Below are 25,155 nucleotides of genomic sequence, written 5' to 3' on the forward strand. Positions count from 1 at the left end.
CTGATCCGGTGGAAAAGCGCAAGCCGAGCTTCGATCTGGCGCGGTTCAAGGCGGTGTGCGGCGATCCGCGACGCCTCGCGATCACGGGTACCGCGCTGCGGACCGCGGCGGAAATCGGCTTCGGGCGGAGCGAGATCGCGCAGGCCGTCCGCGCGATGAAGACGGCGCAGTTCCACAAGTCGATGACCAGCCATGCCGATCATCGCCGGTGGCAGGACGTCTATCACGTTCCGTTCGAGGGGATGGTCCTCTACGTGAAATTCACCGACGACGCCGTAACGGAGTTCACGCTGTTGTCGTTCAAGGAGCGTTGAGATGAGCGATACACGGATCCATCCCACGACCGGGGCCAAGCTGAAACGCGACACGCGGGCCTTCACGGTGCGCTACCGGGATCGCGAGCGCGTCGTTCAACTGCCGGGCTGGTATCCCGCGAAGCGCGGCGGCGAAAGTCTCCATGTCGGCGGCGACATGGCCGTCGTGGACAAGGCGCTGGCCGAGCTGAAGGCGGAGAGCCAGGGCGTGCTGAAGCCGGACGAAGTCCGCGCCATCCGCCTGCGCCTGAAATTGTCCCAGCGCAAGGCGAGCGAACTGCTCGGCGGCGGGCCGCGCGCGTTTCAGAAATACGAATCCGGCGAGGTGCTGGTGAGCCGGCCGATGACCCAGCTATTGCGGCTTTTGGAGCGCGATCCGCGGCGCCTCGAAGAGCTCACGCGGCGCGCGGCCGCGTAGCCGCGCCCTTCAATTCCCCCGGCGGGGCGCGAAGGGGTTCTTGTCCGGAAGCACGAAGAGCGCCGGCGGCAGAACCGCGCCCGGCTGGAGGTCGCGCAGCGCCACGGTGGTCGACAGCCCCTGGTCGTCGATCACCGTCCATTGCCGCAATTCGTGATCGGGCTCGGAGAACACCAGCGAAATGTTCGCCTTGGTGCGGTTCTGGCTGGTGCGCATGTTGACCACGAAGACGCCCTGCCCGTGCTCGATGCCGACCAGCTGCGGATTGCGCCGGATGTCGATGTCGTTGCCGAGGATCACGCCCAGCGGCGTGTCCGACAGCGGATAGCGATCGACCGTGTTCAGCCGCCGGTTGGCGACGGCGACCGTATGGCCGTCGGAGACGATCAGCGACGGCACGGGCGGGTCGTATTCGAAGCGCATCTTGCCGGGCTTGGCGATGTAGACCCGGCCCTGGTCGACGCCGCCATTGGGATCGACCTGCACGAAGCCGCCCTTGAGCGTCGTCACGGCGTTCAAGCTGGCGCTGATCGCATCCAGTTCCGCGCGGTCGTCGCTGCTGAGATCGAGATGGCGCGGCGGTGCGGGCTGGCCGGCCCCCATGAGGAGCGGCGAGGACAGGGCGACGAGCAGGGCAAGGGCGAAGCGGCGCATGCCGTCTCTTAAGATGCCTTTGTGTCGGGAGCTAGGCGTCGGCCTACTCCGCGGCCTGCTCGGCGCGCTGCCGGTATTCGGCGATGTGCGGGCAAAGGCCGTGGATCAGGAGCGTCATCACGCCTTCCAGCTCGCGCTCGAGCTTGGGCAGCGTCAGCTTCGACCACAATTGCGGATAGCGGAACTTCATCGTCGCGGCCTGCACCATCTCGGCGGTGAACTGCTTGTCGTCGACGGAGAATTCGCCGCGGCGCTCGGCCTCGTCGAGCAGCTCGATCAGGATCTTGCGCTCGTTTTCCAGCATCCAATTGGCGAAGCTCGGCCGTTCCTGGCTGATCACCCGCGCCATCTCGACGACGCGCGGATCCTTTTCGAGCTTGTGATAGGTGCGGCGCAATTCCTCGAACAGAAGATCGTGCAGCCGCTCGCGGGCGTCCTTGCCCGGCTGGATGGCGAGCTTGCGCAGATGCTCGAGATGCTTGCTGTAGTCCTCGGTCGCGATCGCCTCGGCGATGTCGAGCTTGCCCTGGAAAAAGCGGTAGAGATTGCCCGGCGACATCTCGCAGTCGCCCGCCACCTCGGCCATGGTCGTCTTGGCATAGCCGAAATGCGAAAATCGCTTCTTGGCGGCGCCGATGATGCAATCGCGTATGGTGTCTTTTTCGGCCATAGGATGTTCCTACCCAAGCACGTTTGTTGTTCTGCCCCTGAAGATAGCTACGATTTCTGAATAATCAACAAATCGTTCAATCTTCCAGTCGGGAATAGCGGCTCCGAAAATGTCAGAAAGTGTAAAAAACATAATCCCTTACGACAAAATCGGGGTCGTCGGGGGCGGTGCCTGGGGAACCGCCCTGGCGCTGGTGGCAGCGCTGGCGGGACGCCGGACCCTGCTTTGGGCCCGGGAAGCCGCGGTCGTCGATTCCGTCAACCGTTCCCATGAGAACGCGCAATTCCTCGCCGGCGTCGCATTGCCCGAGACGATCCGCGCCACCGCGGCGCTGGCGGAGACCGCGGCATCCGACGCGCTGCTGATCGTAGCCCCGGCCCAGCATCTGCGCGAGACCCTGGCCGCGCTCGCCCCGCATCTGCGGGATGCGACGCCCCTGATGCTCTGCGCCAAGGGGATCGAGCGCGGCAGCGGCTTGCTGCTGACCGAGGTGCTGCGCGAGGCAGCGCCTCGGGCCGAGCCCGCGATCCTCTCCGGCCCCTCCTTCGCGCGGGACGTCGGCAAGGGTCTGCCGACGGCCGTCACCATCGCCGCCCGCCTCGACATCGCCGAGCGGCTGCAGGCCAGCCTCGCCCACGCCCAGTTCCGCCCCTATGCCAGCGACGATCTCACCGGGGTGGCGCTCGGCGGCGCGGCGAAGAACGTCTACGCCATCGGCTGCGGCATCGCCGACGGCCTGGGCCTGGGCGAAAGCGCCCGCGCCGCGCTCCTGGCGCGCAGCTTCGCGGAGCTGAGCCGGCTGGGCGAGGCGCTGGGCGCGCGGGCCGAAACGCTGATGGGCCTTTCGGGCCTCGGCGATCTGGTGCTCACCGCCGCCAGCCCGTCGTCGCGCAATTTCGCCTTCGGCCAGAGGCTGGGCCAGGGCACCGGCCTCGCCGAGCTGGAATCGCCCGGCAAGCCGCTGGCGGAAGGCGTCGACACCGCGCCGGCGCTGGTGGCGCGGGCGCGCCGCCACGGCGTCGAGCTTCCGATCGCGGAAACCATCGCGGCGGTTCTCGCTTCCGACTTGCCCGCCGCCGCGGCATTGGAAAGACTGATGCGCCGGCCCTTGAAGCCGGAATAGCGCGGGGGCGTGGGGCATGTGGGGGCGGGGGCTGCTGGTCGCGGCGATGGCGGCCTTGTGCGCGCTGCCGGCCCAGGCGCGCGAGAAACCGGACAGCTACGATCCCGACATCGTCGAAGGCGACTGGATCCGCCCCGCCGACGTCCTGCTGATCGGCGATTCCCAGAGCCTCGGCTATTTCGGCGCCCAGCTCTACCGCTCGCTCTCGACCGAGCCCGATCCCAGAACCGGCAAGCCGCTGACCGTGTGGAGCTTCTGGACCTGCGGCTCCGACGTCGCGACATGGATGCGCGGCGGCGTCTCCTATTGCGGCATCCGCACCTGCAACGGCGCCGGCGACTGCGCCCGCGATCACGGCCCCCTGGACCGGCCCGGACGGGTGAGATACCGCGCGCTGCGCGACTATGTCGCCCGCATCCGCCCGCGCATCACCATCGTGTCGCTCGGCTCCAACATGCTGACGACGCGGCCCGCGACCTTCCGCGCCTATTACGCCACCTATCTGGCGGCGGTCGGCGCGCTCGCGGGCGAGATCGCGCGCGGCAACAGCCAATGCGTCTGGATCGGCCCGCCGCAGGCCGCCGTCTCGGTCAAGCCGGTGCAGGACTATGAGCGGTTCGTCGGCGATGTCGGGCGCGCCGCGAAGGCCGCGGGCTGCGCCTATATCGACAGCAACCCGCTCAGCGACCGCGCCTTCGTGCTGCACGGCGATCCCGAGGGCATCCACTACCAGGGCGCCGGCGAGCGCGCTTGGGAGACGAAAGTCTGGGGCGTGCTCGAGCCGGTATTGCACGCCCGGCTGGCGCGCTGAATAAGCCCACCCTGCCCTTGAGGGAGGGTCGACAAAATTCGGAGCGCAGCGGAGAATTTTTCGGGGAGGGGTCCTGCGCCGGTGCTAAACCCCTCCCCGAAATCTGCTCCGCAGATTTCGACCCTCAAGGGGAGGGTAGAATGTAGAGGGAGCCCAGCATGCTGTTCGTCGTCACCGCCATCGACAAGGAGAATTCGCTGGCCCTGCGCCTGGCGACGCGCGAGGCGCATTTCGCCTATGCGCGCGAGACCGGCGTCATCCGGCTCGGCGGTCCCTTCCTCGACGCGAAGGGCGAGATGGCCGGCAGCCTGATCGTCTTCGAGGCGGCCGATCTCGAAGCGGCCGAGGCCTGGCACGCCGGCGATCCCTACGTGAAGGCCGGCCTCTTCGCGCGGTCCGAGGTCCGGCCGTGGAAGATGACGTTCAACGAATGCGGCGCGAAGCTCTGAGGGGATCGTCATGGCCTATTGGCTGTTCAAGACCGAACCCGAAACCTTCTCCTGGGACCAGCAGAAGGCGCGCGGCGCCAAGGGCGAGCCGTGGAGCGGCGTGCGCAACCATCAGGCCAAGCTCAACATGATGAAGATGAAGAAGGGCGATCGCGGCTTCTTCTATCATTCGGGCGACGCGCGCGAGATCGTCGGCATCGTCGAGGTCATCGCCGAATACAAGCCAGACCCGACCGACGAGACCGGCAAGTTCGGCCTCGTCGACGTCAAGGCGGTGGCCGACCTGCCCAAGCCCGTGACGCTGGCCATGGCCAAGGCCGATCCCAGGCTCGCCGACATGGTGCTGGTGAAATTCTCGCGCCTCTCGGTCCAGCCGGTGACCGACGCGGAGTGGAAGCATGTCTGCAAGCTCGGCGGCCTGAAATAGCCGGCCTCATTTGCGCCGATAGATGCTCGCCCCGTTCAGCGTCACCTCGGACGGCACGACGCAGGCGCTGGCGGCGTCCAGCCGCGTACAGGCGAGGTCGAAGGTGATGGCGTAGCGCGCCGCGTCGGTCTTCGCGCCGCAGATATAACGTCCCTCGATCCCGCCGGGCCGGGTCGCATCGCCGTCGCGCGCCGCGAAGGACGGCACCACGCCGAGCCCTTGCGCCGCGGCCAGGGCGGCATCGCACAGCGCGATGTCCTCCTGCCGCCGGGCCGCCGCCAGGGCCTGCGGCGGCACCGCTGCGGATGGCGGCGACGGGGGCGGCCGCGAAACGAGATTGAGCGTCGCCAGGCCCAGCACGGCCAGGATCAGAACCAGCCCGGCCGCGCCGACGATTCGCGCGCCGAGCCAGTCGCGTTTCAGTCCCGTCACATTCGGTTGGTGCTCGATCCGCATCGCTCGCTCTGCTGGCGCGTCCGGCCTCGATTAGCGGTGTTTGGGGGCGCCGCCAAATCGCGCGTGTTTACAGGCGCACTCCCGCCGAAATAGGCACCCCGACATTTTCTTAATGTCCCGTCATGCGGCGAGACACAATATTTCATATCGGGACCTATGAGCCTGAGATTGCAAGTACTTTTAGGTGAATTATTTTTGATAGCGGTGCTCACGCAACAGTGAATTTTGTTACGTTTCCCCCAAGGCGGCTGGGGCCGCATCCAAAGGGGACATCATGACAGACATGTTTCGACGCCGCGCGCTGCTCAAGACCGCCTCGGTGGCGGCCATCTTGAGCCTTTCCGCCTTTGCCGACGCGGCGGCGGCTCCGCTCTTTCCGATCGACGCAAGCAATCTGACCCCATACGGCGCGCCGAGCACGCCCATCCAGGGGAAGCCGGAAACCAAAATCGAAGTGCGCGACGACATCGATCCCTTCGCGCCGCCGGTCGAGGATGCGACGAACACCCAGTCGAATGTCGTGCTGCTCGAGATGCTTGTTCCCAATTCGAACAGCGCCCTGATCTGCACCGGAACGCTCATCAATTCGCGCACGGTCCTGACGGCCGGACATTGCGTCCATCAATTGGGCGAGTCCCTGGGCGATCCGACGATCCCGGACAGCGTCTTTGCGCCGGTCGTCATCTTCGGACCGGACGCGACCAACGTCGCGACCCGCACCGTCGACCGGGGAACCAGCACGGTCGTCAATCCCGGTTTCGATCTCGACACCTTCTATCTCGGCGACGATGTCGGCCTGGTCTCCCTGTCGAAGCCGGTCTACAGCTCGGGACCGCAGCGTCCCGGCGTTCTCACGAATATCCCCTTCTCGGTGCTCGCCACCGAGGATCCGACGCCCGGCACGCTCCTGACGCTGGTCGGCTACGGCGACGCGGGCACGGGCTCCAACCCGGAGCAGGTGTTCGACTTCAAGCGCCGCATCGCCCACAACGTCGTGCAGTATGTCGGTCCGATCGACGACGTATTCGGCGTCGGCCCCGGCGAGCATGGCCTGGTCAATCAGATCTTCACCTTCTTCGACGACCCGCTGAACCCGATGGACGTTTTCGGCAACGGCTTTCCCATTCCCGCCGACGAAGGCACCAGCGACCACGGCGATTCCGGCGGTCCGATCTTCGTCTCGGACGGCCATGGCGGCCAGATCCAGGTGGGCATCACCAGCGGCGGCCTCTCGCTCGGGCCGCTCGAAGGCGGCTATGGCGACGTGGCGTTCTGGAATTCGGTGGCCGACCTGAACGGCTGGATCACCGACAACAGCTTCCTGCATCTCGCGACCGAGGGATTCTCCGACGGCCTGTGGAGCGATCCCGCCCATTGGCTGACGGGCGTCGTGCCGGACAATTTCGACACGCCGACCAACCAGATCGCCGACTTCACCGATCCCGCGAGCTACTACACGGTGAATCTCAGCACGCCGGGCGTCACCACGACGCTGGACGACGCGCGGGAGATCGACAGCCTCGCCGTCCTCGACGGCGCGCGGCTGAACATCGCACAGGACGGCGACCTCTTTGTGTGGAGCAACGCCGTGGTCGTCGACCCGGATAGCTGGCTGAACGTCGACGGCGTCCTCGACACGAACCAGCTCTTGACCGGTCCGGGCACGATACTCACCGGCAACGGCACCGTCATGAGCGTCTATCCGGTCTCCGTGGGCGGCACGGTGTCGCCCGGCAGGGTCGGAACGATCGGACAATTGTCGGTCACCGGCGGGCTTGTGTTCGCGAGCACCGCGAACTTCGTGGTCGACTTCTCGCATGACGCGATCGATCTTCTGAACGTGTCGGGTCCTGTCCAGCTCGGCGGAACGGTGGCCTTCAATCCGCTGGTCGCACCGCATTGGCACGATACGGGCGTGTTCCTGACGGCGCCCGAGATCGACGGTTCGTTCGATGCGATGCCCGACACGATCGCCGGCATCCTGAAGCCGGTCGTCACCACGGTCACGACTCCCGGCGGCCAGGAGGAAGTGCTCACGGTCGAAGCCGATTCCTATGCGGCGCTCCTGGCGGGATCGGGCACGCCCGATCAGCTCCAGATCGCGACCGCTCTCGATGCGGAGCGCGATTCGCACTACGGCGACCTCGCCCCGCTCTATCAGGCGATCGATCCGCTCAGCGGCGCGGCGCTCGACCAGGCGCTCGAAAACATTGCGCCGGACGCCGAGCGTGTCGCCACGCTGGTCGGCGACATGGCGACGACCAACATGGACGGCATGATCTGGCAGCATCTGGGCGAGGCGGGCGCCGCGTCCTCCGAGACCCGGACCGCCGGCCTCATGATCGACGGCGAAGGCCTGAAGATGGCGCTGGCTTCGGCCGGCGGCAGCTCGCCGCAGTCGCAGCAGCTCGTCGCCCTGGGCATGGGCCTCGCGACCAATCCGGGCGGCGGCAACGATCCGGCGCCGGTCGGCGCCCCGGCCGCCCCGCAAAAGGCGGATGCCTCCTGGATGGAGCTTCCCAACGGCGCGGGCGGCTATGTCTCGGGCAGCTCGCTCAGCGGCTCCGTGGCGGTCGGCGGCGGCGGCGGCCGCGCCGATGTGCGCGGCCTGGTCGTCGGCGCCGGCTTCGACCTGCCGGTCGACGAAGGCTTCACGCTGGGCTTCTCGGTCGGCTATTCGGACGCTTCGGCGACGCTGCGCTCGACGCCTTCGGTGCTGCAGAGCGACGCCCTCCAGGGCGCGATCTATGCCCGCTACGACTTCGGCGACCACTACATCGCGGAAGCCTTCGGCTCGTACGGCCACCAGACCATCTCCACGCATCGCGCGGTGGTGATCGGTGCATCGACCTTCCTGATCGAGGGCCATAGCGGCGGCGACGCGCCGTCGGGCGGCATCTATTTCGGACGTTCGTTCGAGATCGGCGCGACGAATGGCGGGACGGTGTTCGTCATACCCTCGGCCAGCCTGCAATACATCGGATCGGAGATCGATCCGTTCACCGAGACGGGCGGCGCTCCGGCGCTGGCCTTCGCGGGCTACAGCGAATCGTCGGCCCTGAGCCGGCTGGGCTTCGATGCGAACATGCCGCTCACCCTCTTCGACGCCAAGATCACGCCGAGCGTGCACGCCTTCTGGGTCGACAATTTCGAGGGCAATAACGGCTCGATCCAGGCGGCCTTCGCGGCGGCCCCGAGTTCGATCATGACCTTCGGCATGCCGTCGCGCGATCGCAACTATGCCGAGCTGGGCTTCGGCGTCGGTATCGACCTGGGCGACGTCCTCGGCCACCCGGCGACGCTGACGGGCCGTTACGACGGCACCACCCGCCGCGACGTGCAGTACGACGCGTGGACGGGCCGCCTTTCGATCAAGTTCTGATCGAAAGGCCCAAAGCCGAACGGAAAAGGCCGCGGAGCGATCCGCGGCCTTTTTGTTCGAGTCAGGACAGCTTCTTGCGCAGCTCCAGCGCGTAATCCGCGTAGCCGGCCCCGGCATAGACCGCATGGGCGGCGCGGTTGCCGGCCAGGACGCCGATCATCACGACGCCGATGCCCCGGGCCCGCGCCCAGTCCTCGCACGCCGCGATCAGGGCGCGCCCGCCGCCCCGGCCCCGCGCCGCTTCGACGAGATAGAGTTCGGCGATATAGGCGACGCGCCGCTCCGCGGCGACGACGAAGCCCGGCCGCAGGTTCTCATGCACCACGGCCCAGCCGACCGCCGCGCCGTCCGGCCCCTCCGCGACGAAGATCGCACCGCCCTTTTCGGCGATCTCGTGTTCGAGCCTGGCGAAATGCTCCGCCGCCACGGTGGCGTCGAGGCGCCGGTCCGGCTCGAACCCATGCTCGAATGCCTGCAAGCCGTCGATGAAGGCGAGGAAGGCCGGCTTGTCGTCCGGCAGGCGGGGCGGGCGGATGGTCGTCATGGCCGCAATCTGTCACAGCCGGCCAAACGGGGCAAAATGCGGCGGCGCGTTCAGCCCAGCGCCTTGACGATCTCTTCGGTCATCTTCTTGGCGTCGCCGAACAGCATCATCGTGTTGTCGCGGAAGAACAGCTCGTTCTCCACGCCGGCATAACCCGATCCCATTCCCCTCTTGACGAAAAGAACCGTCTTGGCCTTCTCCACGTCCAGGATCGGCATGCCGAAGATCGGCGATTTCGGATCGGTCTTGGCCGCGGGATTGGTCACGTCGTTGGCGCCGATGACATAGGCGACGTCCGTGTTGGCGAACTGCGAGTTGATGTCTTCCAGCTCGAACACCTCGTCATACGGCACATTGGCCTCGGCCAGGAGCACGTTCATGTGCCCCGGCATGCGGCCCGCCACCGGATGGATTGCGTAGGAGACCTTGACGCCTTCCTTCTTCAGGATGTCGGCCATCTCGCGCACCGCGTGCTGCGCCTGCGCCACCGCCATGCCGTAGCCCGGCACGATGATCACGCTGCCGGCGTTCTTCATGATGAAGGCCGCGTCGTCGGCCGAGCCTTGCTTGACCGGCCGGGTCTCGACATGCGCCGCGGCGCCGGCGGTCTCGCCGCCGAAGCCGCCCAGGATCACCGAGACGAAGCTGCGGTTCATCCCCTTGCACATGATGTAGGAGAGGATCGCGCCCGAGGAGCCGACCAGGGCGCCGGTGATGATCAGCGCCGAATTCTCCAGCGTGAAGCCGATGCCCGCCGCCGCCCAGCCCGAATAGGAATTGAGCATCGAGACCACGACCGGCATGTCGGCGCCGCCGATGGGGATGATGAGCGTGATGCCGAACACGAAGCTGAGCACGGCGATGGCCCAGAACGCCCAGATCGGCTGATACAGCGCGAACCAGACGATCAGCGCGACGATGGCGGCGAAGATCAGGAGATTGATGACGTGGCGGCCCGGCAGCAGGATCGAGGCGCCCGACATGTTGCCGTTGAGCTTGGCGAAGGCGATCAGCGAGCCGGCGAAGGTCATGGCGCCGATGGCGACGCCCAGGCTCATCTCGATCAGGCTCTGCAGCCGGATCGCGCCTTCCGCGCCGATGCCGTAAGCCTCCGGCGAATAAAGTGCCGCGCCGGCCACCAGCACGGCGGCGAGACCGACGAGCGAATGGAACGCCGCGACCAGCTGCGGCATCGCCGTCATGGCGATGCGCCGCGCGACCACCGCGCCGATGCCGCCGCCGATGGCGACGCCCGCGACGATCATGCCCCAGGTCACCGCGTCGACGACCTCGGAGACCCACAGCGTGGTGGCGACCGCGATCGCCATGCCGATCATGCCGTTGCGGTTGCCGCCGCGGCTCGTCGCCGGCGACGACAGGCCTTTCAGGGCCAGGATGAACAGCACGCCCGAAACGAGATAGGCGAGGGCCGCGATATCGGCTTTCAGTTCCCCGCTCATTGGAAGTGCCCTGTCGCTTCGCTGTTCGAGGGCATCACTTGGCGCCCTTCTTCTTGTACATCGCGAGCATGCGCGAGGTGACGAGGAAGCCGCCGAAGATGTTCACACAGGCGAGGATCAGCGCGAAGAAGCCGAGGATCTTCGACGTCCAGGACGCGGCCCCGATGCTCGTCACCGACACCGCGATCAAGGCGCCGACCACGATCACCGAGGAGATGGCGTTGGTCACGCTCATCAGCGGCGTGTGCAGCGCCGGCGTGACGCCCCACACCACGAAATAGCCGACGAAGATCGCCAGCACGAAGATCGTCAGGCGGAACACGATGGGATCGACTGCGAAGGCTTCCATGCCGCTAGCCCTTCAAGCTCGGATGCACGACCGCGCCGTCGCGCGTCAGCCCCGCGCCCTTGACGATCTCGTCGTCCCAGTTCAGCGCCAGCGCCCCGGTCTTCTTGTCCACGATCAGCGAGACGAAATTGAACAGGTTGCGGGCATAGAGCGACGACGCATCCACCGCCAGCCGCCCCGCCAGGTTGGTGTAGCCCATGATCGTGACGCCATGGATCTCGTAGACCTCGTTCGGCTTCGTGAGCGGCGTGTTGCCGCCCTGCTCCGCCGCCAGGTCGACGATCACCGAGCCCGGCTTCATCGTCTTGATCATCTCCTCGGTCACCAGCACCGGCGCCTTGCGGCCCGGGATCAGCGCCGTGGTGATCACGATGTCCTGCTTGCGAATCGTCTCGGCGATCAGCGCCGCCTGCTTGACCTGGTATTCCGGCGACATCGGCTTGGCATAGCCGGCCGCGGTCTGCGCGTTCTTGAACTCGTCATCCATCACCGCGACGAAGGTCGCGCCGAGCGATTCCACCTGTTCTTTCGTCGCCGGCCGCACATCGGTCGCGGACACGATGGCGCCGAGCCGCCGCGCCGTGGCGATGGCCTGAAGCCCCGCCACGCCCACGCCCATCACCAGCACCCGCGCCGGCGCGATGGTGCCCGCCGCCGTCATCATCATCGGCATAGCCCGGCCAAAGGTCGCCGCCGCGTCGATCACCGCCTTGTAGCCGGCGAGATTGGCCTGGGAGGACAGCACGTCCATGGACTGGGCGCGCGATATGCGCGGCAGAAATTCCATCGCGAAACCGTCGACGCCCCGCGCCGCCAGCGCCGCCGGCGTGTCCTTGTCCGTGTACGGAGCAAGAAGGGCGGCCAGCACCGCCCCCTTCTTCATCTGCGCGATCTCGCCCGCGTCGGGCGCCCGCACGGAAAGAACGATATCGGCCCCCGCGAGCGCCGCCGCCGTATCCGGCGCGATGCTCGCGCCCGCCGCCTGGAAATCCGCGTCCGACACCCTGGCCGCGGCGCCGGCGCCGGCTTCCACCGCCACGTCGAGTCCGAGGCCCTTGAACTTCTTGACCGTGTCGGCCGAGGCCGCGACGCGCGTCTCGCCGTCGCGGCGTTCCTTGAGGACGGCGAGCTTCATCCTGTTGCCGGCGTCAGCCGTGGGTCCGGAACAGGGCCAGGAACACCATGATCGCCACGATGCCGATGACCGACCATTTCACGAAGACCGTGAAGCCGGCCCAGGTCTTGACCTGGGCGGAGATGTCCATCGAACCGGGCGTGTAGTCACCGTGAGAATCGCCGTGCGCGGCCATGAAATACCCCATCGGCGCAACATCGGTTGCGCGCAAATCAAGATGTTCGAACCGGCGGGACTATAGCAAGCGAGGCCCCGGACACAATGTACAAAACGGCCATTTTTAGAAGGGTTTCCGTGTCGCCGTGGAGTGCTCCCAATCGGCCAGGAGGGCCCGGAGCGCCGCCACCAGCGCCAGCGGCTGGTCGAGCATGATGTGGTGCTGCGCCTGCGGGATCTCGACCACCGGCGCCTGGCGGCCGAGCAGGTTGAACATGTAGGCCCCGATCGAGGGCGGCAGCAGCACCGAATGCTCGCCGCGGAAGACGCCGATGCGGCAGCGCGTCGCCTTCAGCCGCTCCGCCGTGTCGCCGATGGAGAAGCGCTGCCAGATCGCGGGATCGAATTTCCAGGTGAAGCCGGTGCCGCCGCCCGGCGCCGGCACCTCCTTCAGCGAGTACCGGGCGACGTGGTCGACGAGATAGAGGTTCTCGCAGGTCTGCGGCGGCATCAGGCGGAAGCGCGCCATGGCGGCGGCCAGCGTCGGGTAGATGTTGTGCGGCCGCATCGGCCGGTCCGGCGGCCCGCCCGGCCGGTCCGGCGGATTGACCGGCGAATCGACGATCACCACGCCCGCGAGCCGGTCGCCATAGAGGCCGCCGGTCAGCATGGTGACGAAGCCGCCGAAACTGTGCGCCACGATCACCGGGGGCTCGTCCAGCTTGAACATGCCTGCGTCCTCGCAGACCGCGATCTGCTCGCGCGCGAACACCTCCATGGCATAGCCGCCGGGCCGCCAGTCGCTGTCGCCCATGCCGGACAGATCCATGGCGGCGACGTTGTAGTCGCGGGCGAGGAACGGCGCGATGAAGTCCCACCAATGGGCATGCGCCGCATTGCCATGCACCAGGAGGAGCCCCGGCCGGCCGCGGTCGCCCCAGCGCAGGTAATGGATCTTGGCGCCCGCCACGTCGACGAAGCGGCTTTCCGGCGTCACCGCCACCGCGTCCTCGAACCATTTGGGCCCCGGCGGCGGCGCACCGTCGAAGCCCGCGAGCGGCCCTTGCGTCGCCGAGACCGAGAACATCTGCCGCTCGGCGTCGGGCGTCAGGCCCGGCACGGGCGGCAGGATCGGCGTATCGCTCATGGCTTTTGCCCTGAAGATCGGGGCTCCGCGCGCGGACCCAAGAGCTTGAACACGCCGGTGCCGGTCATGACCGTGCGCGCGCCCGTCCAGATGCGGCCCTTGACGGTGTAGAAGCCGTCGTCGTCGCCCACCAGCTCGCTCGTCCCCTCGACCCAGTCGCCGAGCTTGGCCGACGCCACGAAATCGGTCGTCATCCGCGCCGTGACCCAGTAATGCGTGCGGCGGTTGGAGATCGAATGGCCCCACACCATGTCGGCGAAGGCCATCAGCATGCCGCCATGGCAATTGCCCATGCCGTTGATATGGTGCTCGCCGACCTGGAAGGCGCGGACGAAGCCGCCATCGGGACTGGATTTCTCGTAGAACGGCCCGACCTGCCGCCCGAAGCCGCGCGACCAGTTCATGGCCTGAAAGCCGGGCGGGATTTGGGTGGTCTCGGATTCGAAGAGGTCGTCGGACATCGGGGATATTGTGACGCCCACAAACACCCCTGTCATCCCCGGCCGAGCACGAGCGAAGCGAGTGCGAGGGGACCCAGGTGCCAACCACCGTGACGGTGTTTCCCACCTGGGTCCCCTTCCCCTCATGCCGCTGCGCGGCGTTCGGCCGGGGATGACAGTGGAATGCGGAAGCGCAATTCAAACCCACTCAAGCCACGTCCCATGCGGGTGACAACTTGCCAGCCTGGTCTCCGTCCGCGCGCCGTCGGCATAGCGGACCGCCGCCAGTGCATAGAGCGCGCCGTCGAACTCGAACGACAACCGCCAGACCGGCCGGCGCAGCCCGGCGATCACCAGCATGTTCTCCAGCGCCTCGCGCATGTCGCGGCTGAACTGATAGACCGCGATGGTGTGATAGACGACCGGCGCCAGCCCGCGCGGCACCTCCGCGAGCACGTCCGGCAGCAGCGCCAGCGCGTCGCCCGCGAGGATCGGCGGCGTCTCCGCGCGGAACAAATCCACGGCGCGGTCCAGCCGCGCCAGCCGCGATACCTGGTCCGGCCAGATCAGCGCCCGCAGCCAGTCGCGGTCGTCCGCGTTCGCCAGATCGACCGGATGGAGTTCCAGCCCGACCCGCCCTGCGACGCGCGGCGTCGGGCCGGCCGGCGGAACGCGCTCCCCGCGCAGCGCGCAATCGATCACCAGCGGCGCCTCCGCGTTCACCGCCGCCGCGACGCGGCCGTCCTTGCCGTAGCGCACGCCATAGCGGTCCCAGATCAGATTGAGCCCCGCGCTCGGCCCGATCTCGATCAGCGACAGGGGCGCGTCGGTCTGCGCCGCGATGGCGCGGAAGCCCGGATGCAGCAGCGCGCTGCGACCGACCTCGTTGGTGTTCGTCACCCGCGTCGCGATCAACGGCTCGATCTCGGCGAGATGCGCCCGCACGAAGTCGCGGAAGTCCGGCATCGGATCCTCGCCCTCGGCTGACGCCGTCCCGCCGGCCGTCGGATAGAACCGCGTCAGCGGATGCTTCGCCCCGCGCAGGATCAGGAAATGCACCGCCCCCAGGATCAGGTTGGCGTGCGGCTGTCCCGCCTTCGCCCGCGCCGCCAGCGCCTTCAGCCCGGCATCCGCGCCGATGCCCGCGGCCAGCCGCCCGTAGAGCGCGCTTCCTGTGCGCTTCGCGTCCTCCGCGAAGAACCGCCAATAGTCGGCCGCCTCGCCGATCATCTTCACCCTCCCGGCAGCAGGTCGCGCAGGCGCAGCGTCGCCTGCCCCGCCCTTCCGCCGCGCAGATAGTCGATCAGCACCGGCTCGTTATAACCGGGATCGCGCAGCTTCTCGCGGATCGCGAACAGGTCGAGCGTCTCGACCTTGCTGCGGTCGATCTCGGTGACGATGTCGCCCTTGCGCAGGCCCGCGATGTCGGCCGGCCCGCCGGCGATCACATCGAACGCCTCGAACCGCGCCCCGTGCCGCCCGAGCCACAGTCCCGCGCGGTCGAAGCGGTCGGGCTCGGCCTTCAGCGGCACCAGCAGGAAGCGGCCATGCGGATAGTCGATCACGGTGCGGAAATGCTTGAGCACGCCGGTGCCGATGCTGCCGGCGATTTTCGGATCGGCGAAGCCGCCCGATTTCTGCAGCGACAGCCGCGCCACGATGCCCTTCGCGTTCGCCTTGCCGAAGCCGAAGGCCGGCACCCGAACGACGATGCCCTTGATCGGTCCGCCGACGCCATAGCCGGTCAAGGCCTCCACCCCCGGCCCCAGCTTGTCGTCGAGCTGATGCGCCTGCCAGAACGGGCCGAACAGCGTCAGCGAGGAGCGGTCTCCGGTATCGACGACGAATCGGCCGCGCACGCCCGCGATGGTGCCGCGCACCAGCGGCATGAAGCCCTCGTAATAGGTGAACGGGATCGCGATGGCGCCGGCCGGCGGGCGGAACGATTTCGGCTCGATCAGCCTGAGATGCCGGCGCGCGAAATCGATGTCGACGACATAGCGCCGGAACACGGCCTGCCCGGCGATGCCGTCGAAGCGCTCAAAACCGATCACCTCGTTCAGCGCCCCGAAGGTCTGCGCGATCGCCGGCAGGTTGCGCCATTCGGCGCGCCCGATGCGCAGCGATCCGATATGCGTCTTGAAGACGACGTCCTTGCCCTCGCCGGCGCCGCCGGCCCGCAGCCGTCCTTCCGCCCGGGCGCCGATCTCCTCCATCACGGCGAGCGACACGCCGCCGGTGTCGGCGCCGGTATCGAGCAGCATCTGGTAGGGGCCGCGCCCGTTGAGCATCGCCGGCACGAAGATTCGGTTGTCGGTCAGCGTGAAGCGCACATCGGCGACGGCCGTTTCGGCATGCGCCGGGGCCGGCACGAGGCCAAGGCCCAGCAGCGCAACCCCCGCAACCCACCGCTTTGCGGCCGCCACGTCCACGATCATCGCGGTCTTTACCGATCCTTCACCACGTTGCGGCCGGAAACCGGCGAAAAGCCTCATGTCCCGCGCCTAAACGTGCCGTTTACCCCTCTTCGCCACAATGGCCGCTGTTCCGTTTCGAGGCACACCGTTCATGGCGCAGACCATTCTTGTTGTCGACGACGATCCCGTCCAGCGCCGGCTGCTGGAAGCGGCGATCACGCGCTCGGGCATGCATGTCGTCACCGCGCCCGGCGGCGGGCCGGCGCTCGACCTCATCGGCGGACCCCGGGGCGAGCAGATCAATCTCGTGCTGCTCGACCTCGTCATGCCCGACATGGGCGGCCTCGAAGTCCTCGGCAAATTGCGTCCCGCCCATCCCGAGCTTCCCGTCATCGTGCTGACCGCCAAGGGCGGCATCGATTCGGCGGTCGAGGCGATGCGCGCCGGCGCCAACGATTTCCTGGTCAAGCCCGCCTCGCCCGAGCGCATCGCGATCTCGATCCGCAATCAGCTCAAGATCGGCACGCTGACCGGCGAGGTAAAGCAGCTCAAGAAGAAGACCGAGAACCGCCTCACCTTCGACGACCTCATCGCCACCTCGCCCGAGATGCGCCAGGTCTTCCGGCTCGGCACCCGCGCGGCGCAGTCCAACATCCCGATCCTGATCGAGGGCGAGAGCGGCGCCGGCAAGGAGCTGATCGCCCGCGCCATCCAGGGCTCCTCCGAGCGCGCCGGCAAGCCGTTCATCACCGTGAACTGCGGCGCCATCCCCGAGAACCTGATCGAATCGATCCTGTTCGGCCACGAGAAGGGCTCCTTCACCGGCGCCAGCGACAAGCATCTGGGCAAGTTCCAGGAAGCCGATGGCGGCACGCTGTTTTTGGATGAAATCGGAGAACTCCGCCTCGACATGCAGGTCAAGCTCTTGCGCGCGCTGCAGGAAGGCGAGGTCGATCCCGTCGGCTCCAAGCGTCCCGTCAAGGTCGATGTCCGCATCATCTCGGCCACCAACCGCGATCTCGCCGCGCTCGCCCGCGACGGCCAGTTCCGCGAGGACCTGTTCTACCGCCTCAACGTCTTTCCGATCTTCGTGCCGAGCCTGCGCGAGCGCCGCGACGACATCCCCGCCCTGGCGCGCCACTTCATCACCCGCTTCGCGGCCGAGGAGAACAAGCCGGTCGCCGGCCTGACGCCGGAAGCCGCCGCGCTGCTGGAGGCCTTCAACTGGCCTGGCAATGTCCGCCAGCTCGAGAACACGATCTTCCGCGCCGTGGTGTTGTGCGACGGCTCGCTGCTCGACGTCGCCGATTTCCCGCAGATCGCCGCCGCGCTGGGCGTCGACGCCCGCGTCGCCCGACCCCCGGCCTCGCCCGCGATGTCGTCGGCCCACGCGCCGACGCCAAGCTACGCGCCCGCGCCGGCGGCGCATGTCTCGCCCTATGCGGTCAGCGGCACGGATCCGGCGGGTCACATGCGCAAGCTCGAGGACATCGAGTCTGAGGTCATCCGCATGGCGATCAGCCGCTATGACGGCCACATGTCCGAAGTCGCCCGCCGCCTCGGCATCGGCCGCTCGACGCTCTATCGCAAGCTGAAGGAGCTGGGCCTCGACCCGGACCAGCCGCAGGCCGCGGCGGCGAACGCGGAAGCGCCGCTTTCGACCCCGCACCAAGCCGCCGGATAGCTTTGTCCTCTTTCCTCCCCCGCCGTTGCGGGGGAGGTGGCACGCCGAAGCGAAGCGGAGGCGTGACGGTGGGGGCCAGTGCAGGCCCCCTCCGCCTCGCTGCGCTCGGCACCTCCCCCGCAAACGCGGGGGAGGAAACTCAATGCTTCATCCCCAGCGCGCTCAGATACAGATCGAGCATCGCTTCCTGTTCCTGCCGGTCGGCGCTTTCCATTTTGCGCAGGCGGATCACCTGGCGCATCACCTTGGTGTCGAAGCCGGTGCCCTTGGCCTCGGAATAGACCTCGCGGATGTCGTCGGCGAGCGCCTTCTTCTCTTCCTCGAGCCGCTCGATGCGCTCGATGAACGAGCGCAGATGTTCCTTCGCGAAGCCGGACTTGGCCACTCTGCTATCTCCACCGCACCGTTGTCATGGCCCGCGAATGCGGGCCACCCAGCTGACGGCGGCACGCTATCGGCAGCCGAGGCGCACCAACCGGTTGGCCCGCATTCGCGGGCCATGACACTTAGGGTTTGAGGATCAGCGGCGCAACCGCGCCGCCCGCTTTAGCTGTGAGTCTTCTGCGTCATTTCTTGTGGCCTGACGCTTCGCCGCTCGAGGCCTTGGCGAACGCCGCCTGCTGCTCCGGCGACGCGTCTTTCTGATAGCGCTTCTTCCACTCCGAAGGCGGCATGCCGTAAACGATCTCGCGCGCTTCGTCCTTCTGAAGCACGATCCCCTTCTCCGCCGCGGCCTCGCGGTACCAGTCGCCCAGGCAGTTGCGGCAGAAGCCGGCGAGATTCATCAGGTCGATGTTCTGCACGTCGGTGCGGCCGCGCAGATGCGCGACCAGCCGGCGGAACGCGGCGGCTTCGAGTTCGAGGCGGGTCTTCTCGTCCATCTTGGTTCCCTCAAGGCCCAGCGGCCGGGTGAAGTGTAGCGCGGGCGGCCCCAGCGCGGCCAGCGCGCGTTCCAGGATCGGCTTCAGCCGCATCGCCAAACCGCGCGCCGCGTCCGGCGTGGCGATCAGGTCCTGGCGGATCTCGATCAGCACATGCGGCAGGCCGCGCATCGTGCCGTGGCGATAGAGACAGTCGTTCTCCAGCTCGCCGTCATAGGGCTCGTTGTCGCCGACCGCGAATCCGGCGCGCGCGCATTCCGCGATCAGCGGCTTCGCCAGCCTTCCGTCGCGGTCCCACAGGACGCCGATCTCCCAGGGCCGCGGCCAGCCCTTCCACACCGGCGTGAAGCTGTGGATCGAGACCAGCACCGGCAGGTCCATGGCATCGATCTGCCCGGCGATCGCCGCATGATAGGGCGCGTGGAACGCGGCGATGCGCCGGGCGGTCTCGGCCTCGTCGATTCGCGCATTGCCGGGAATGAGACTGCCGTCCGACAGTTTCATGACGAGTGTCGGATCGTCCTCGCCGCGGTTGAGGTCGACCAGCAGCCGCGACCACCGCGCCAGCACGGCCGGCGCTCCGAACGAAGCGGCCAGCGTCCGCGTCACCTCGGCCGCGCCGATGTCGGAGGCGATATGGGTCGCGAACAGCGCCGCATCCAGCCCCAGCGTGCCATAGGCGGGCGGCAGCGCATGGGAGGCGTGGTCGCACAGGAACAGCAGCGTCCCCGGCGCGCCCGCCGGCCGGTGCAACTCGAAGGGAGGATCCGTCATGCCGATGCGATCATCGTGCGCTCCCAGGGCCGCGGCAAGTGCGTTGACAGCGCGGGTCATCCTGCGCGACACCGGACGCCCCAACAGCAAGCGACAGGCCCCAATCCTCGTCCATGCGATTTGCCCTCGCCCTCGTCTTCCTCCTTGCCGCCGCCGGTCCCGCCGACGCGGCGCTGGGCGTGTGCAACAAGGGCGGCCGCGCCGTGAAGGTCGCGGTCGGCCTCTTCAACGGCACGCGCTGGACGAGCCAAGGCTGGTGGCGCGTGGAACCGCGCAAATGCGCCGCGCTGGTGCCCGGAAAGCTTCTCGCGCGCTACTATTACCTGTACGCCTCCGACGGCGCCGTGGGGGTCTGGGACGGCGGCAAGAGCTTCTGCGTCGGCACGACGGACAAATTCGCCATTATCGGCCGGGGCCGCTGCACCGAGCGCGGCTTTGACCGCCGCGGCTTCTTCGAGATCGACACCGGCAACCGCCTCGACTTCACCCAAACGCTTTCGGATTGACGCATGAGACGCCGCCGCAAGACCAAGATCGTCGCGACCCTCGGACCGGCCTCGTCGAGCCCGGAGAAGGTCCGCGCCCTGTTCGACGCCGGCGTCGACGTCTTCCGCATCAATATGAGCCACACCTCGCATGCGATGCTGGCCGACCTGCACCGCGCGATCCGCGCCCAGGAGGTCGAGGCGGGACGGCCGATCGGCATCCTGGTCGATCTCCAGGGTCCCAAGATCCGCCTCGGCGTCCTGCCCGGCGGCTCGCGCATCCTGAAGGACGGCGAGCAGGTCCGCTTCGTGCGCAAGGTCGAGGCCGACGATCCCAAGGACATCCCGATCCCGCATCCCGAAGTCTTCGCCGCGATGAAGATGCGCCACACGCTCCTGATCGACGACGGCCGCGTGCGCCTGCGCCTTTTGACCGTGAAGGACTACTATGCCGACGCGATGGTGGTGGTCGGCGGCGAGATCAGGGACCGCAAGGGCGTCAACCTGCCCGACACGCTGCTCCCCGTCTCGGCGATGACGCCGAAGGACCGCACCGATCTCGACGCCGCGCTCAATCTGGGCGTCGACTGGATCGCGCTCTCCTTCGTGCAGCGCGCCGACGACGTCGCCGAGCTCAAGAAGGTCGTGGCGGGCCGCGCCGCCGTGCTCGCCAAGATCGAGAAGCCCAAGGCGCTCGAAGGCCTCGCCGACATCCTCGACATCTCCGACGCGCTGATGGTCGCCCGCGGCGACCTCGGCGTGGAGCTGCCGCTCGAAGCGGTGCCCGGCCGCCAGAAGCAGATCGTGCGCGCCGCCCGCAAGGCGGGCAAGCCTGTCGTGGTCGCGACCCAGATGCTGGAATCGATGATCGCCTCGGCGGTGCCGACCCGCGCCGAGGTCAGCGACGTGGCGACCGCGGTGTTCGAAGGCGCCGACGCCGTGATGCTTTCGGCCGAGACCGCCTCGGGCACTCATCCGGTCGAGGCGGTGCAGATGATGGACCGCATCGCGCAATCGGTCGAGAACGATCCGCTTTACGCCTCCGTGCTGGAGGCCCAGCGCAACGCGCCGGAGGAGACCACCGGCGACGCCATCATGGCGGCCGTCCAGCAGGTGACGCACACCATCCACGCCCGCGCCGTGGTGTGCTGGACCAAGTCCGGCTCGACGGGCCTGCGCGCCTCGCGCGAGCGCCCCGAGGCGCCGGTCATCGTGCTGACGCCGCTGATCGATACCGCGCGCCGGCTCACGCTGGGCTGGGGCCTGCATTGCGTGCTGACGGAGGACGCCCACGACCTCGACGACGTCACCGACCGCGCCGCGCGCATCGCCCAGCAGGAAGGTTTCGCCCGCGCCGGCGACCGCGTGGTGATCACCGCCGGCATCCCGCTGGGCACGCCGGGCTCGACCAACCTGTTGCGCGTGGCCTTCGTAGGCCCGAAGGCGGGATGACGGCCGCCGCCTTCGTCTCTTCGCGCCTCACCACGGGATCGTTTCGTTCTCCCAGCGCGTGAATTTGGCCGTCGGGCCGTCCCGGCCGAGCAGCGCGACGCGCACCGCCTCGCGGGCGCCCTCTTCGACCGTCTCCGTTCCCGCATAGCCGTTGAGATTCGTCTTGGTGAAGCCCGGCGAGACGGCGTTGACCCGGATCCCCTCCGGCTCCAGCTCGATCGCCATGGCGAGCGTCACGGCGTTGAGCGCCGTCTTGGACGCCGGATAGACGGGACCGAAGATCGCGCGCCAGGCAAAAGCCGGGTCCGCGTTCTGCGTCAGCGAGCCGACGCCGCTCGACACATTGACGATGCGGGCGCCCGGCGTCTCGCGCAGGAGCGGCAGCATCGCCTGGTAGACGGCAAGCACGCCGAACACGTTGGTCTCCCACACCGCGCGCACCTCATCGAGCGACACATTGCTCGGGCGGGTCGCCCGGGCATGCTCCTCGACGGTCGTGCCCTCGATCCGTCCCGCATGCGAGATCGCCGCGTTCTGCACCAGCACGTCGAGGCGGCCGAGCTCCCAGCGGATACGCTTCGCCGCGGCGTCGATGGACGCCGAGTCCGTCACGTCGAGCTGGAGGGCGCGGGCGTCTCCGACGATGGTCTTCGCCGCGGCCTCACCGCGCGCCGTATCGCGCGACCCGACCAGCACGATGAAGCCATGACCGGCGAGGTCCCGCGCGATCTGAAGACCGATCCCCTGATTGGCCCCGGTGACCAGGGCGACGGGTTTGTCCTGCATGGCAATCTCCTTGTGCATGGATGTTGGCCGAAGCCTCTCGGCGCGCTATATCCTAAGCGGAACAGCCTTCCGTATTATACGGAACAATGTTCCGTTTTGCAAGCGGGATGTGGTGAGCGACAAACCGGAAGACCAGGACGGCGGCGTGGAGTCCCGCGGCCGCACGGACCGGCCGATGCGCGCCGACGCGCAGCGCAATACCGGCGCCTTGCTGGAAGCGGCGGTGGCGGTGTTCGCGACCTCGGGCGTGGACGCGCCGGTGCGCGAGATCGCGGCCAAGGCGGGCGTCGGCGTCGGCACCGTCTATCGCCATTTCCCGCAGCGCGCCGACCTCGTCGCCGCCGTCTTCCGCCGCGAGGTCGATGCCTGCGCCGACGCCGCGCCGGTCCTGGCGGCGGCGCATGCGCCGGGCGAGGCCTTGGCGCGCTGGATGCAGCGCTATGCGGCCTTCATCGCGACCAAGCGCGGCCTTGCGACCGCCCTGCATTCGGGAGACCCGACCTTCGACAGCCTGCCGGCCTATTTCAGCGGCCGGCTGCGGCCCGCGCTTCGGACCTTGCTCGACGCCGCAGCCGCATCGGGCGAGGTGCGCGCCGATATCGAGCCGGACGAATTGCTGAGCGCGGTCGCGAGCCTTTGCATGCAGGCCCCGGGCGAGAAGCCCGACCACGCCCGGCGCATGGTGGCCCTTCTGGTCGACGGCCTGCGCTATGGCGCGGGCCAGCGGTGAAAATATTTCCGCGAAACAAAATATCGTCCGCCGCGCCGGCCCCGAAAACTTATCCACGCGGCATCGACAAGAACTCCGCGTTCCTCGCGGCTCCGCGTGAATCGTCCGTCGGATAAGTCCGTCTACGGATTTATTTCCGCGATCCTCTTGAACCGAGTCGGTCCACGCACCAAATCACACAAATCCCGACAACTCCGTTCGTGTCCAAGGCGCGGCTCACCGCCAGCGGTCGCCGGCCGCCTTCACATAGTTCGCGAACACATAGGGCCAGGGAATGACGATCGGGCACAGCACGACGCCCATCAGGCAGGCCTTCACGGACTCCATCGTGTCCGCGTCGATCTGGCCGGCGCGCCACAGCGGCAGCGCGATGGCGATCAGCCAGGTCGATTTCCAGAACAATTCGAACAGAAGCAGGGGCAGCATGCGCAGCGGATAGCGCAGTCCCACCACCGCCATCGCGGACACGCCGGCCAGAAGGCTCGACGTGGCGCGGTGCATCGACAGGGGATGGTCGAAGATCTGCGGCCAGATCTCCGAACCGAGCCCGACCGCGATCAAGAGATAGGCCGCGCGCAGCACGTAGAGACGAAGCAGCGACACCTCGTTCGAGGACCGCGCCGATGACGACAGCAGCGGAGACGATTGCGCGATCATGGACATCAGCCGACCTCCTTCAGGATTTTCTCGACCGCCGCCATGCGGGCCTTGATCTCGGCGAGATCGGCCTTCATCGCGGACAGGGAAGCGGCGCTGTCGCTCTGCGCGGCGGCCGCCTTTTCGGCGACGGCGCGATAGGCGCCCTCGGCCAGGATGCGCGCCTGCGCCTGGCGCGCGGAGGCGAGGTATTTCATGGCGAAGACCGCCAGGATCGTTCCGAAGAACACGCCCAGGGTGAGCAGATAGATGGTTGGCGACATGGGGAGCCCTTTCATGACTCGGATTTGGTGGACGATGCGGTGAGCGTCTTGGCGGCCGCGACGATGGCGGCCGGCGTGAGTTCGACGGCGAAATCGGCGACCTCGAAATAGTTGAGCGCCTTGCCGTCGGCGGAGAGCTCCAGCTTGCTCGTGACGAGGCCGGCCTCTTCCAGCTTCTGGAGATGCAGGTGCAGCAAGGGCCGGCTGATGCCGACCTCGCGCGCGAGCTGGCTGACATAGTTGCGCCCGTCCGCCGTCAGCGCCGCGACGATCCGCAGCCGGTGCGGATTGGCGAGCGCCGCGAGGACGGTCAGCAACTGGTCGCCGGTGATCGGCAATTGGAGGTACCTCTTTCATATGTAAGAAATAACTTACATATGAAAGATAGAAAATCAAGACCTTTGCGCGCGCGACGGCCAAGAAAAAGCGCTGTCATGCCCGCGCAGGCGGGCATCCAGGGGACTGGGAGGACGGCAAGGGTGGGATTGCCGCTTTCGCGAAAAAGACACTCTGGAATGATCGCCGAAAAACCGGCCGGCCGCCTAAATCCCCTGCCCCTCGACATCGCGGCCGAGCGCGTCGACATGGCGTTGCGCGCCTTCGAGCTGCGGGTCCAGCGCCAGCGCCTTGCGGTAGAGCTTCAGCGCGCCTTCCTTGTTGCCGTAGTCCTCGAGGATGTTGCCGAGCTCGTACATCGCCGCGAACTGCCGCGGATTGAGCAGGATGGTGTGCTCCAGGGAGACGATGGCGCCGGAATCGTCGCCATTGGCGCGCTGCAGATTGGCGCGGGCGTGCCAGCCCTCGGCATAGTTGGGCGCCACGCCGGTGATCGCGTCGAACAATTGCTTGGCGGTGTCCTTGTCGCCGGCGCCGAGCGCGGCCTGGGCGCGGGTCATCAGCAGTTCGACGCTGGCGCTGCCCGATTGCAGGAAGACGCCGCCGATCTTGTCCTCGATCGGCTTGGCCTCTTCGGGCGAGCCGGCCTTCTTGAGGTCGGCGAACAGCCGCTCCAGCGGCGGCGTCGCCGGCGCGGCCGACGCCGTCGCGGGCAACAGACACAGGAGAAGAACGCCAAGCTTGCGCATGATGCG

30 protein-coding genes are annotated in these 25,155 nt (G+C 67.7%); 11 read left to right on the forward strand and 19 right to left on the reverse strand.

Annotated features, from left to right (window positions below; translation table 11 throughout):
- The first annotated feature begins 8 nt into the window (after positions 1–8).
- On the forward strand, positions 9–314 hold the full coding sequence (locus tag WDN01_13465) for a type II toxin-antitoxin system MqsR family toxin (protein ID MEJ0027030.1): 306 nt from the start codon (positions 9–11) through the stop codon (positions 312–314).
- A 1-nt stretch (position 315) separates the two neighbouring features.
- Positions 316–732 carry a type II toxin-antitoxin system MqsA family antitoxin gene (locus WDN01_13470; GenBank protein ID MEJ0027031.1) on the forward strand — a complete coding sequence of 139 codons (417 nt, stop codon included), beginning with the start codon at positions 316–318 and terminating at the stop codon, positions 730–732.
- 9 nt (positions 733–741) lie between these two features.
- On the opposite strand, the gene WDN01_13475 is transcribed toward WDN01_13470, so the two are convergent.
- The gene (locus WDN01_13475; GenBank protein ID MEJ0027032.1) at positions 742–1,386 is read right to left on the reverse strand and encodes an outer-membrane lipoprotein carrier protein LolA; all 645 of its coding nucleotides are present in this window, start codon (positions 1,384–1,386) and stop codon (positions 742–744) included.
- Positions 1,387–1,429: 43 nt separating this feature from the next.
- Complete coding sequence (locus WDN01_13480; GenBank protein ID MEJ0027033.1) at positions 1,430–2,056, reverse strand: TetR/AcrR family transcriptional regulator; 627 nt, start codon at positions 2,054–2,056, stop codon at positions 1,430–1,432.
- A 109-nt stretch (positions 2,057–2,165) separates the two neighbouring features.
- Between WDN01_13480 and WDN01_13485 the strand changes: the two genes are divergently transcribed.
- The 4 genes from WDN01_13485 to WDN01_13500 all read left to right on the forward strand — a co-directional run bounded on the left by WDN01_13485 (position 2,166) and on the right by WDN01_13500 (position 4,866).
- On the forward strand, positions 2,166–3,179 hold the full coding sequence (locus WDN01_13485; protein ID MEJ0027034.1) for an NAD(P)H-dependent glycerol-3-phosphate dehydrogenase: 1,014 nt from the start codon (positions 2,166–2,168) through the stop codon (positions 3,177–3,179).
- 16 nt (positions 3,180–3,195) lie between these two features.
- The gene (locus WDN01_13490) at positions 3,196–3,990 is read left to right on the forward strand and encodes an SGNH/GDSL hydrolase family protein (protein MEJ0027035.1); all 795 of its coding nucleotides are present in this window, start codon (positions 3,196–3,198) and stop codon (positions 3,988–3,990) included.
- A gap of 158 nt (positions 3,991–4,148) precedes the next feature.
- Positions 4,149–4,439 (forward strand): YciI family protein, encoded by a 291-nt coding sequence (locus WDN01_13495; protein MEJ0027036.1) that lies wholly within the window; start codon positions 4,149–4,151, stop codon positions 4,437–4,439.
- A 10-nt stretch (positions 4,440–4,449) separates the two neighbouring features.
- Positions 4,450–4,866 carry an EVE domain-containing protein gene (locus WDN01_13500; protein MEJ0027037.1) on the forward strand — a complete coding sequence of 139 codons (417 nt, stop codon included), beginning with the start codon at positions 4,450–4,452 and terminating at the stop codon, positions 4,864–4,866.
- Between the two features lie 6 nt (positions 4,867–4,872).
- Here WDN01_13500 and WDN01_13505 read toward each other — a convergent pair whose 3' ends face one another.
- Positions 4,873–5,322: a hypothetical protein gene (locus tag WDN01_13505; protein MEJ0027038.1), complete on the reverse strand. Its 450-nt coding sequence runs from the start codon at positions 5,320–5,322 to the stop codon at positions 4,873–4,875.
- A 274-nt stretch (positions 5,323–5,596) separates the two neighbouring features.
- Between WDN01_13505 and WDN01_13510 the strand changes: the two genes are divergently transcribed.
- Complete coding sequence (locus tag WDN01_13510; protein MEJ0027039.1) at positions 5,597–8,704, forward strand: autotransporter domain-containing protein; 3,108 nt, start codon at positions 5,597–5,599, stop codon at positions 8,702–8,704.
- 61 nt (positions 8,705–8,765) lie between these two features.
- Here WDN01_13510 and WDN01_13515 read toward each other — a convergent pair whose 3' ends face one another.
- From WDN01_13515 to WDN01_13555, 9 genes are all read right to left on the reverse strand, one after another.
- Complete coding sequence (locus tag WDN01_13515; GenBank protein ID MEJ0027040.1) at positions 8,766–9,248, reverse strand: GNAT family N-acetyltransferase; 483 nt, start codon at positions 9,246–9,248, stop codon at positions 8,766–8,768.
- Positions 9,249–9,298: 50 nt separating this feature from the next.
- Entirely contained in the window at positions 9,299–10,708 is a 1,410-nt protein-coding gene (locus WDN01_13520; protein MEJ0027041.1) for an NAD(P)(+) transhydrogenase (Re/Si-specific) subunit beta, read from the reverse strand.
- Between the two features lie 34 nt (positions 10,709–10,742).
- Complete coding sequence (locus WDN01_13525) at positions 10,743–11,033, reverse strand: proton-translocating transhydrogenase family protein (protein ID MEJ0027042.1); 291 nt, start codon at positions 11,031–11,033, stop codon at positions 10,743–10,745.
- A 28-nt stretch (positions 11,034–11,061) separates the two neighbouring features.
- Complete coding sequence (locus WDN01_13530) at positions 11,062–12,192, reverse strand: Re/Si-specific NAD(P)(+) transhydrogenase subunit alpha (GenBank protein ID MEJ0027043.1); 1,131 nt, start codon at positions 12,190–12,192, stop codon at positions 11,062–11,064.
- A gap of 13 nt (positions 12,193–12,205) precedes the next feature.
- The gene (locus tag WDN01_13535) at positions 12,206–12,379 is read right to left on the reverse strand and encodes an aa3-type cytochrome c oxidase subunit IV (protein ID MEJ0027044.1); all 174 of its coding nucleotides are present in this window, start codon (positions 12,377–12,379) and stop codon (positions 12,206–12,208) included.
- A 93-nt stretch (positions 12,380–12,472) separates the two neighbouring features.
- Entirely contained in the window at positions 12,473–13,495 is a 1,023-nt protein-coding gene (locus WDN01_13540; GenBank protein ID MEJ0027045.1) for an alpha/beta hydrolase, read from the reverse strand.
- Entirely contained in the window at positions 13,492–13,956 is a 465-nt protein-coding gene (locus WDN01_13545) for a PaaI family thioesterase (protein ID MEJ0027046.1), read from the reverse strand. The genes WDN01_13540 and WDN01_13545 overlap by 4 nt, the downstream gene beginning before the upstream one ends.
- 177 nt (positions 13,957–14,133) lie before the next feature.
- Complete coding sequence (locus tag WDN01_13550; protein MEJ0027047.1) at positions 14,134–15,165, reverse strand: DUF2332 domain-containing protein; 1,032 nt, start codon at positions 15,163–15,165, stop codon at positions 14,134–14,136.
- Between the two features lie 2 nt (positions 15,166–15,167).
- Entirely contained in the window at positions 15,168–16,373 is a 1,206-nt protein-coding gene (locus WDN01_13555; GenBank protein MEJ0027048.1) for an aspartyl protease family protein, read from the reverse strand.
- A 130-nt stretch (positions 16,374–16,503) separates the two neighbouring features.
- Here WDN01_13555 and WDN01_13560 point away from each other — a divergent pair, with 130 nt between their 5' ends.
- Complete coding sequence (locus WDN01_13560) at positions 16,504–18,036, forward strand: sigma-54 dependent transcriptional regulator (protein ID MEJ0027049.1); 1,533 nt, start codon at positions 16,504–16,506, stop codon at positions 18,034–18,036.
- A gap of 139 nt (positions 18,037–18,175) precedes the next feature.
- Here the strand turns inward: WDN01_13560 and WDN01_13565 are convergent, their stop codons facing one another.
- Together WDN01_13565 and WDN01_13570 are read right to left on the reverse strand one after the other, a co-directional pair.
- Positions 18,176–18,421 carry a DUF2312 domain-containing protein gene (locus tag WDN01_13565; protein ID MEJ0027050.1) on the reverse strand — a complete coding sequence of 82 codons (246 nt, stop codon included), beginning with the start codon at positions 18,419–18,421 and terminating at the stop codon, positions 18,176–18,178.
- Positions 18,422–18,602: 181 nt separating this feature from the next.
- Positions 18,603–19,691 carry a DUF1244 domain-containing protein gene (locus WDN01_13570; protein MEJ0027051.1) on the reverse strand — a complete coding sequence of 363 codons (1,089 nt, stop codon included), beginning with the start codon at positions 19,689–19,691 and terminating at the stop codon, positions 18,603–18,605.
- 113 nt (positions 19,692–19,804) lie between these two features.
- Here WDN01_13570 and WDN01_13575 point away from each other — a divergent pair, with 113 nt between their 5' ends.
- Both WDN01_13575 and pyk read left to right on the forward strand, forming a co-directional pair.
- Positions 19,805–20,197 (forward strand): DUF1036 domain-containing protein, encoded by a 393-nt coding sequence (locus WDN01_13575; protein ID MEJ0027052.1) that lies wholly within the window; start codon positions 19,805–19,807, stop codon positions 20,195–20,197.
- A gap of 3 nt (positions 20,198–20,200) precedes the next feature.
- Positions 20,201–21,628 (forward strand): pyruvate kinase, encoded by a 1,428-nt coding sequence (gene pyk, locus WDN01_13580; protein MEJ0027053.1) that lies wholly within the window; start codon positions 20,201–20,203, stop codon positions 21,626–21,628.
- A 27-nt stretch (positions 21,629–21,655) separates the two neighbouring features.
- On the opposite strand, the gene WDN01_13585 is transcribed toward pyk, so the two are convergent.
- A complete protein-coding gene (locus tag WDN01_13585) occupies positions 21,656–22,414 on the reverse strand; it encodes an SDR family NAD(P)-dependent oxidoreductase (GenBank protein MEJ0027054.1) in 759 nt (252 codons plus the stop codon).
- Positions 22,415–22,526: 112 nt separating this feature from the next.
- Here WDN01_13585 and WDN01_13590 point away from each other — a divergent pair, with 112 nt between their 5' ends.
- Positions 22,527–23,144, forward strand: coding sequence for a helix-turn-helix domain-containing protein (locus WDN01_13590; protein ID MEJ0027055.1), 618 nt, complete (start codon positions 22,527–22,529; stop codon positions 23,142–23,144).
- A 216-nt stretch (positions 23,145–23,360) separates the two neighbouring features.
- Here WDN01_13590 and WDN01_13595 read toward each other — a convergent pair whose 3' ends face one another.
- The 4 genes from WDN01_13595 to WDN01_13610 all read right to left on the reverse strand — a co-directional run bounded on the left by WDN01_13595 (position 23,361) and on the right by WDN01_13610 (position 25,149).
- Positions 23,361–23,807 (reverse strand): hypothetical protein, encoded by a 447-nt coding sequence (locus WDN01_13595; GenBank protein ID MEJ0027056.1) that lies wholly within the window; start codon positions 23,805–23,807, stop codon positions 23,361–23,363.
- Positions 23,807–24,064 carry a hypothetical protein gene (locus tag WDN01_13600; GenBank protein MEJ0027057.1) on the reverse strand — a complete coding sequence of 86 codons (258 nt, stop codon included), beginning with the start codon at positions 24,062–24,064 and terminating at the stop codon, positions 23,807–23,809. Before WDN01_13600 ends, WDN01_13595 begins: the two co-directional genes overlap by 1 nt.
- Before the next feature lie 11 nt (positions 24,065–24,075).
- Positions 24,076–24,402, reverse strand: a complete 327-nt coding sequence (locus tag WDN01_13605; protein ID MEJ0027058.1) for a helix-turn-helix domain-containing protein — start codon at positions 24,400–24,402, stop codon at positions 24,076–24,078.
- Between the two features lie 204 nt (positions 24,403–24,606).
- The gene (locus WDN01_13610) at positions 24,607–25,149 is read right to left on the reverse strand and encodes a tetratricopeptide repeat protein (protein MEJ0027059.1); all 543 of its coding nucleotides are present in this window, start codon (positions 25,147–25,149) and stop codon (positions 24,607–24,609) included.
- Between the last annotated feature and the right edge of the window lie 6 nt (positions 25,150–25,155).

This window comes from Rhizomicrobium sp. (assembly GCA_037200985.1).
Lineage (GTDB): Bacteria > Pseudomonadota > Alphaproteobacteria > Micropepsales > Micropepsaceae > Rhizomicrobium.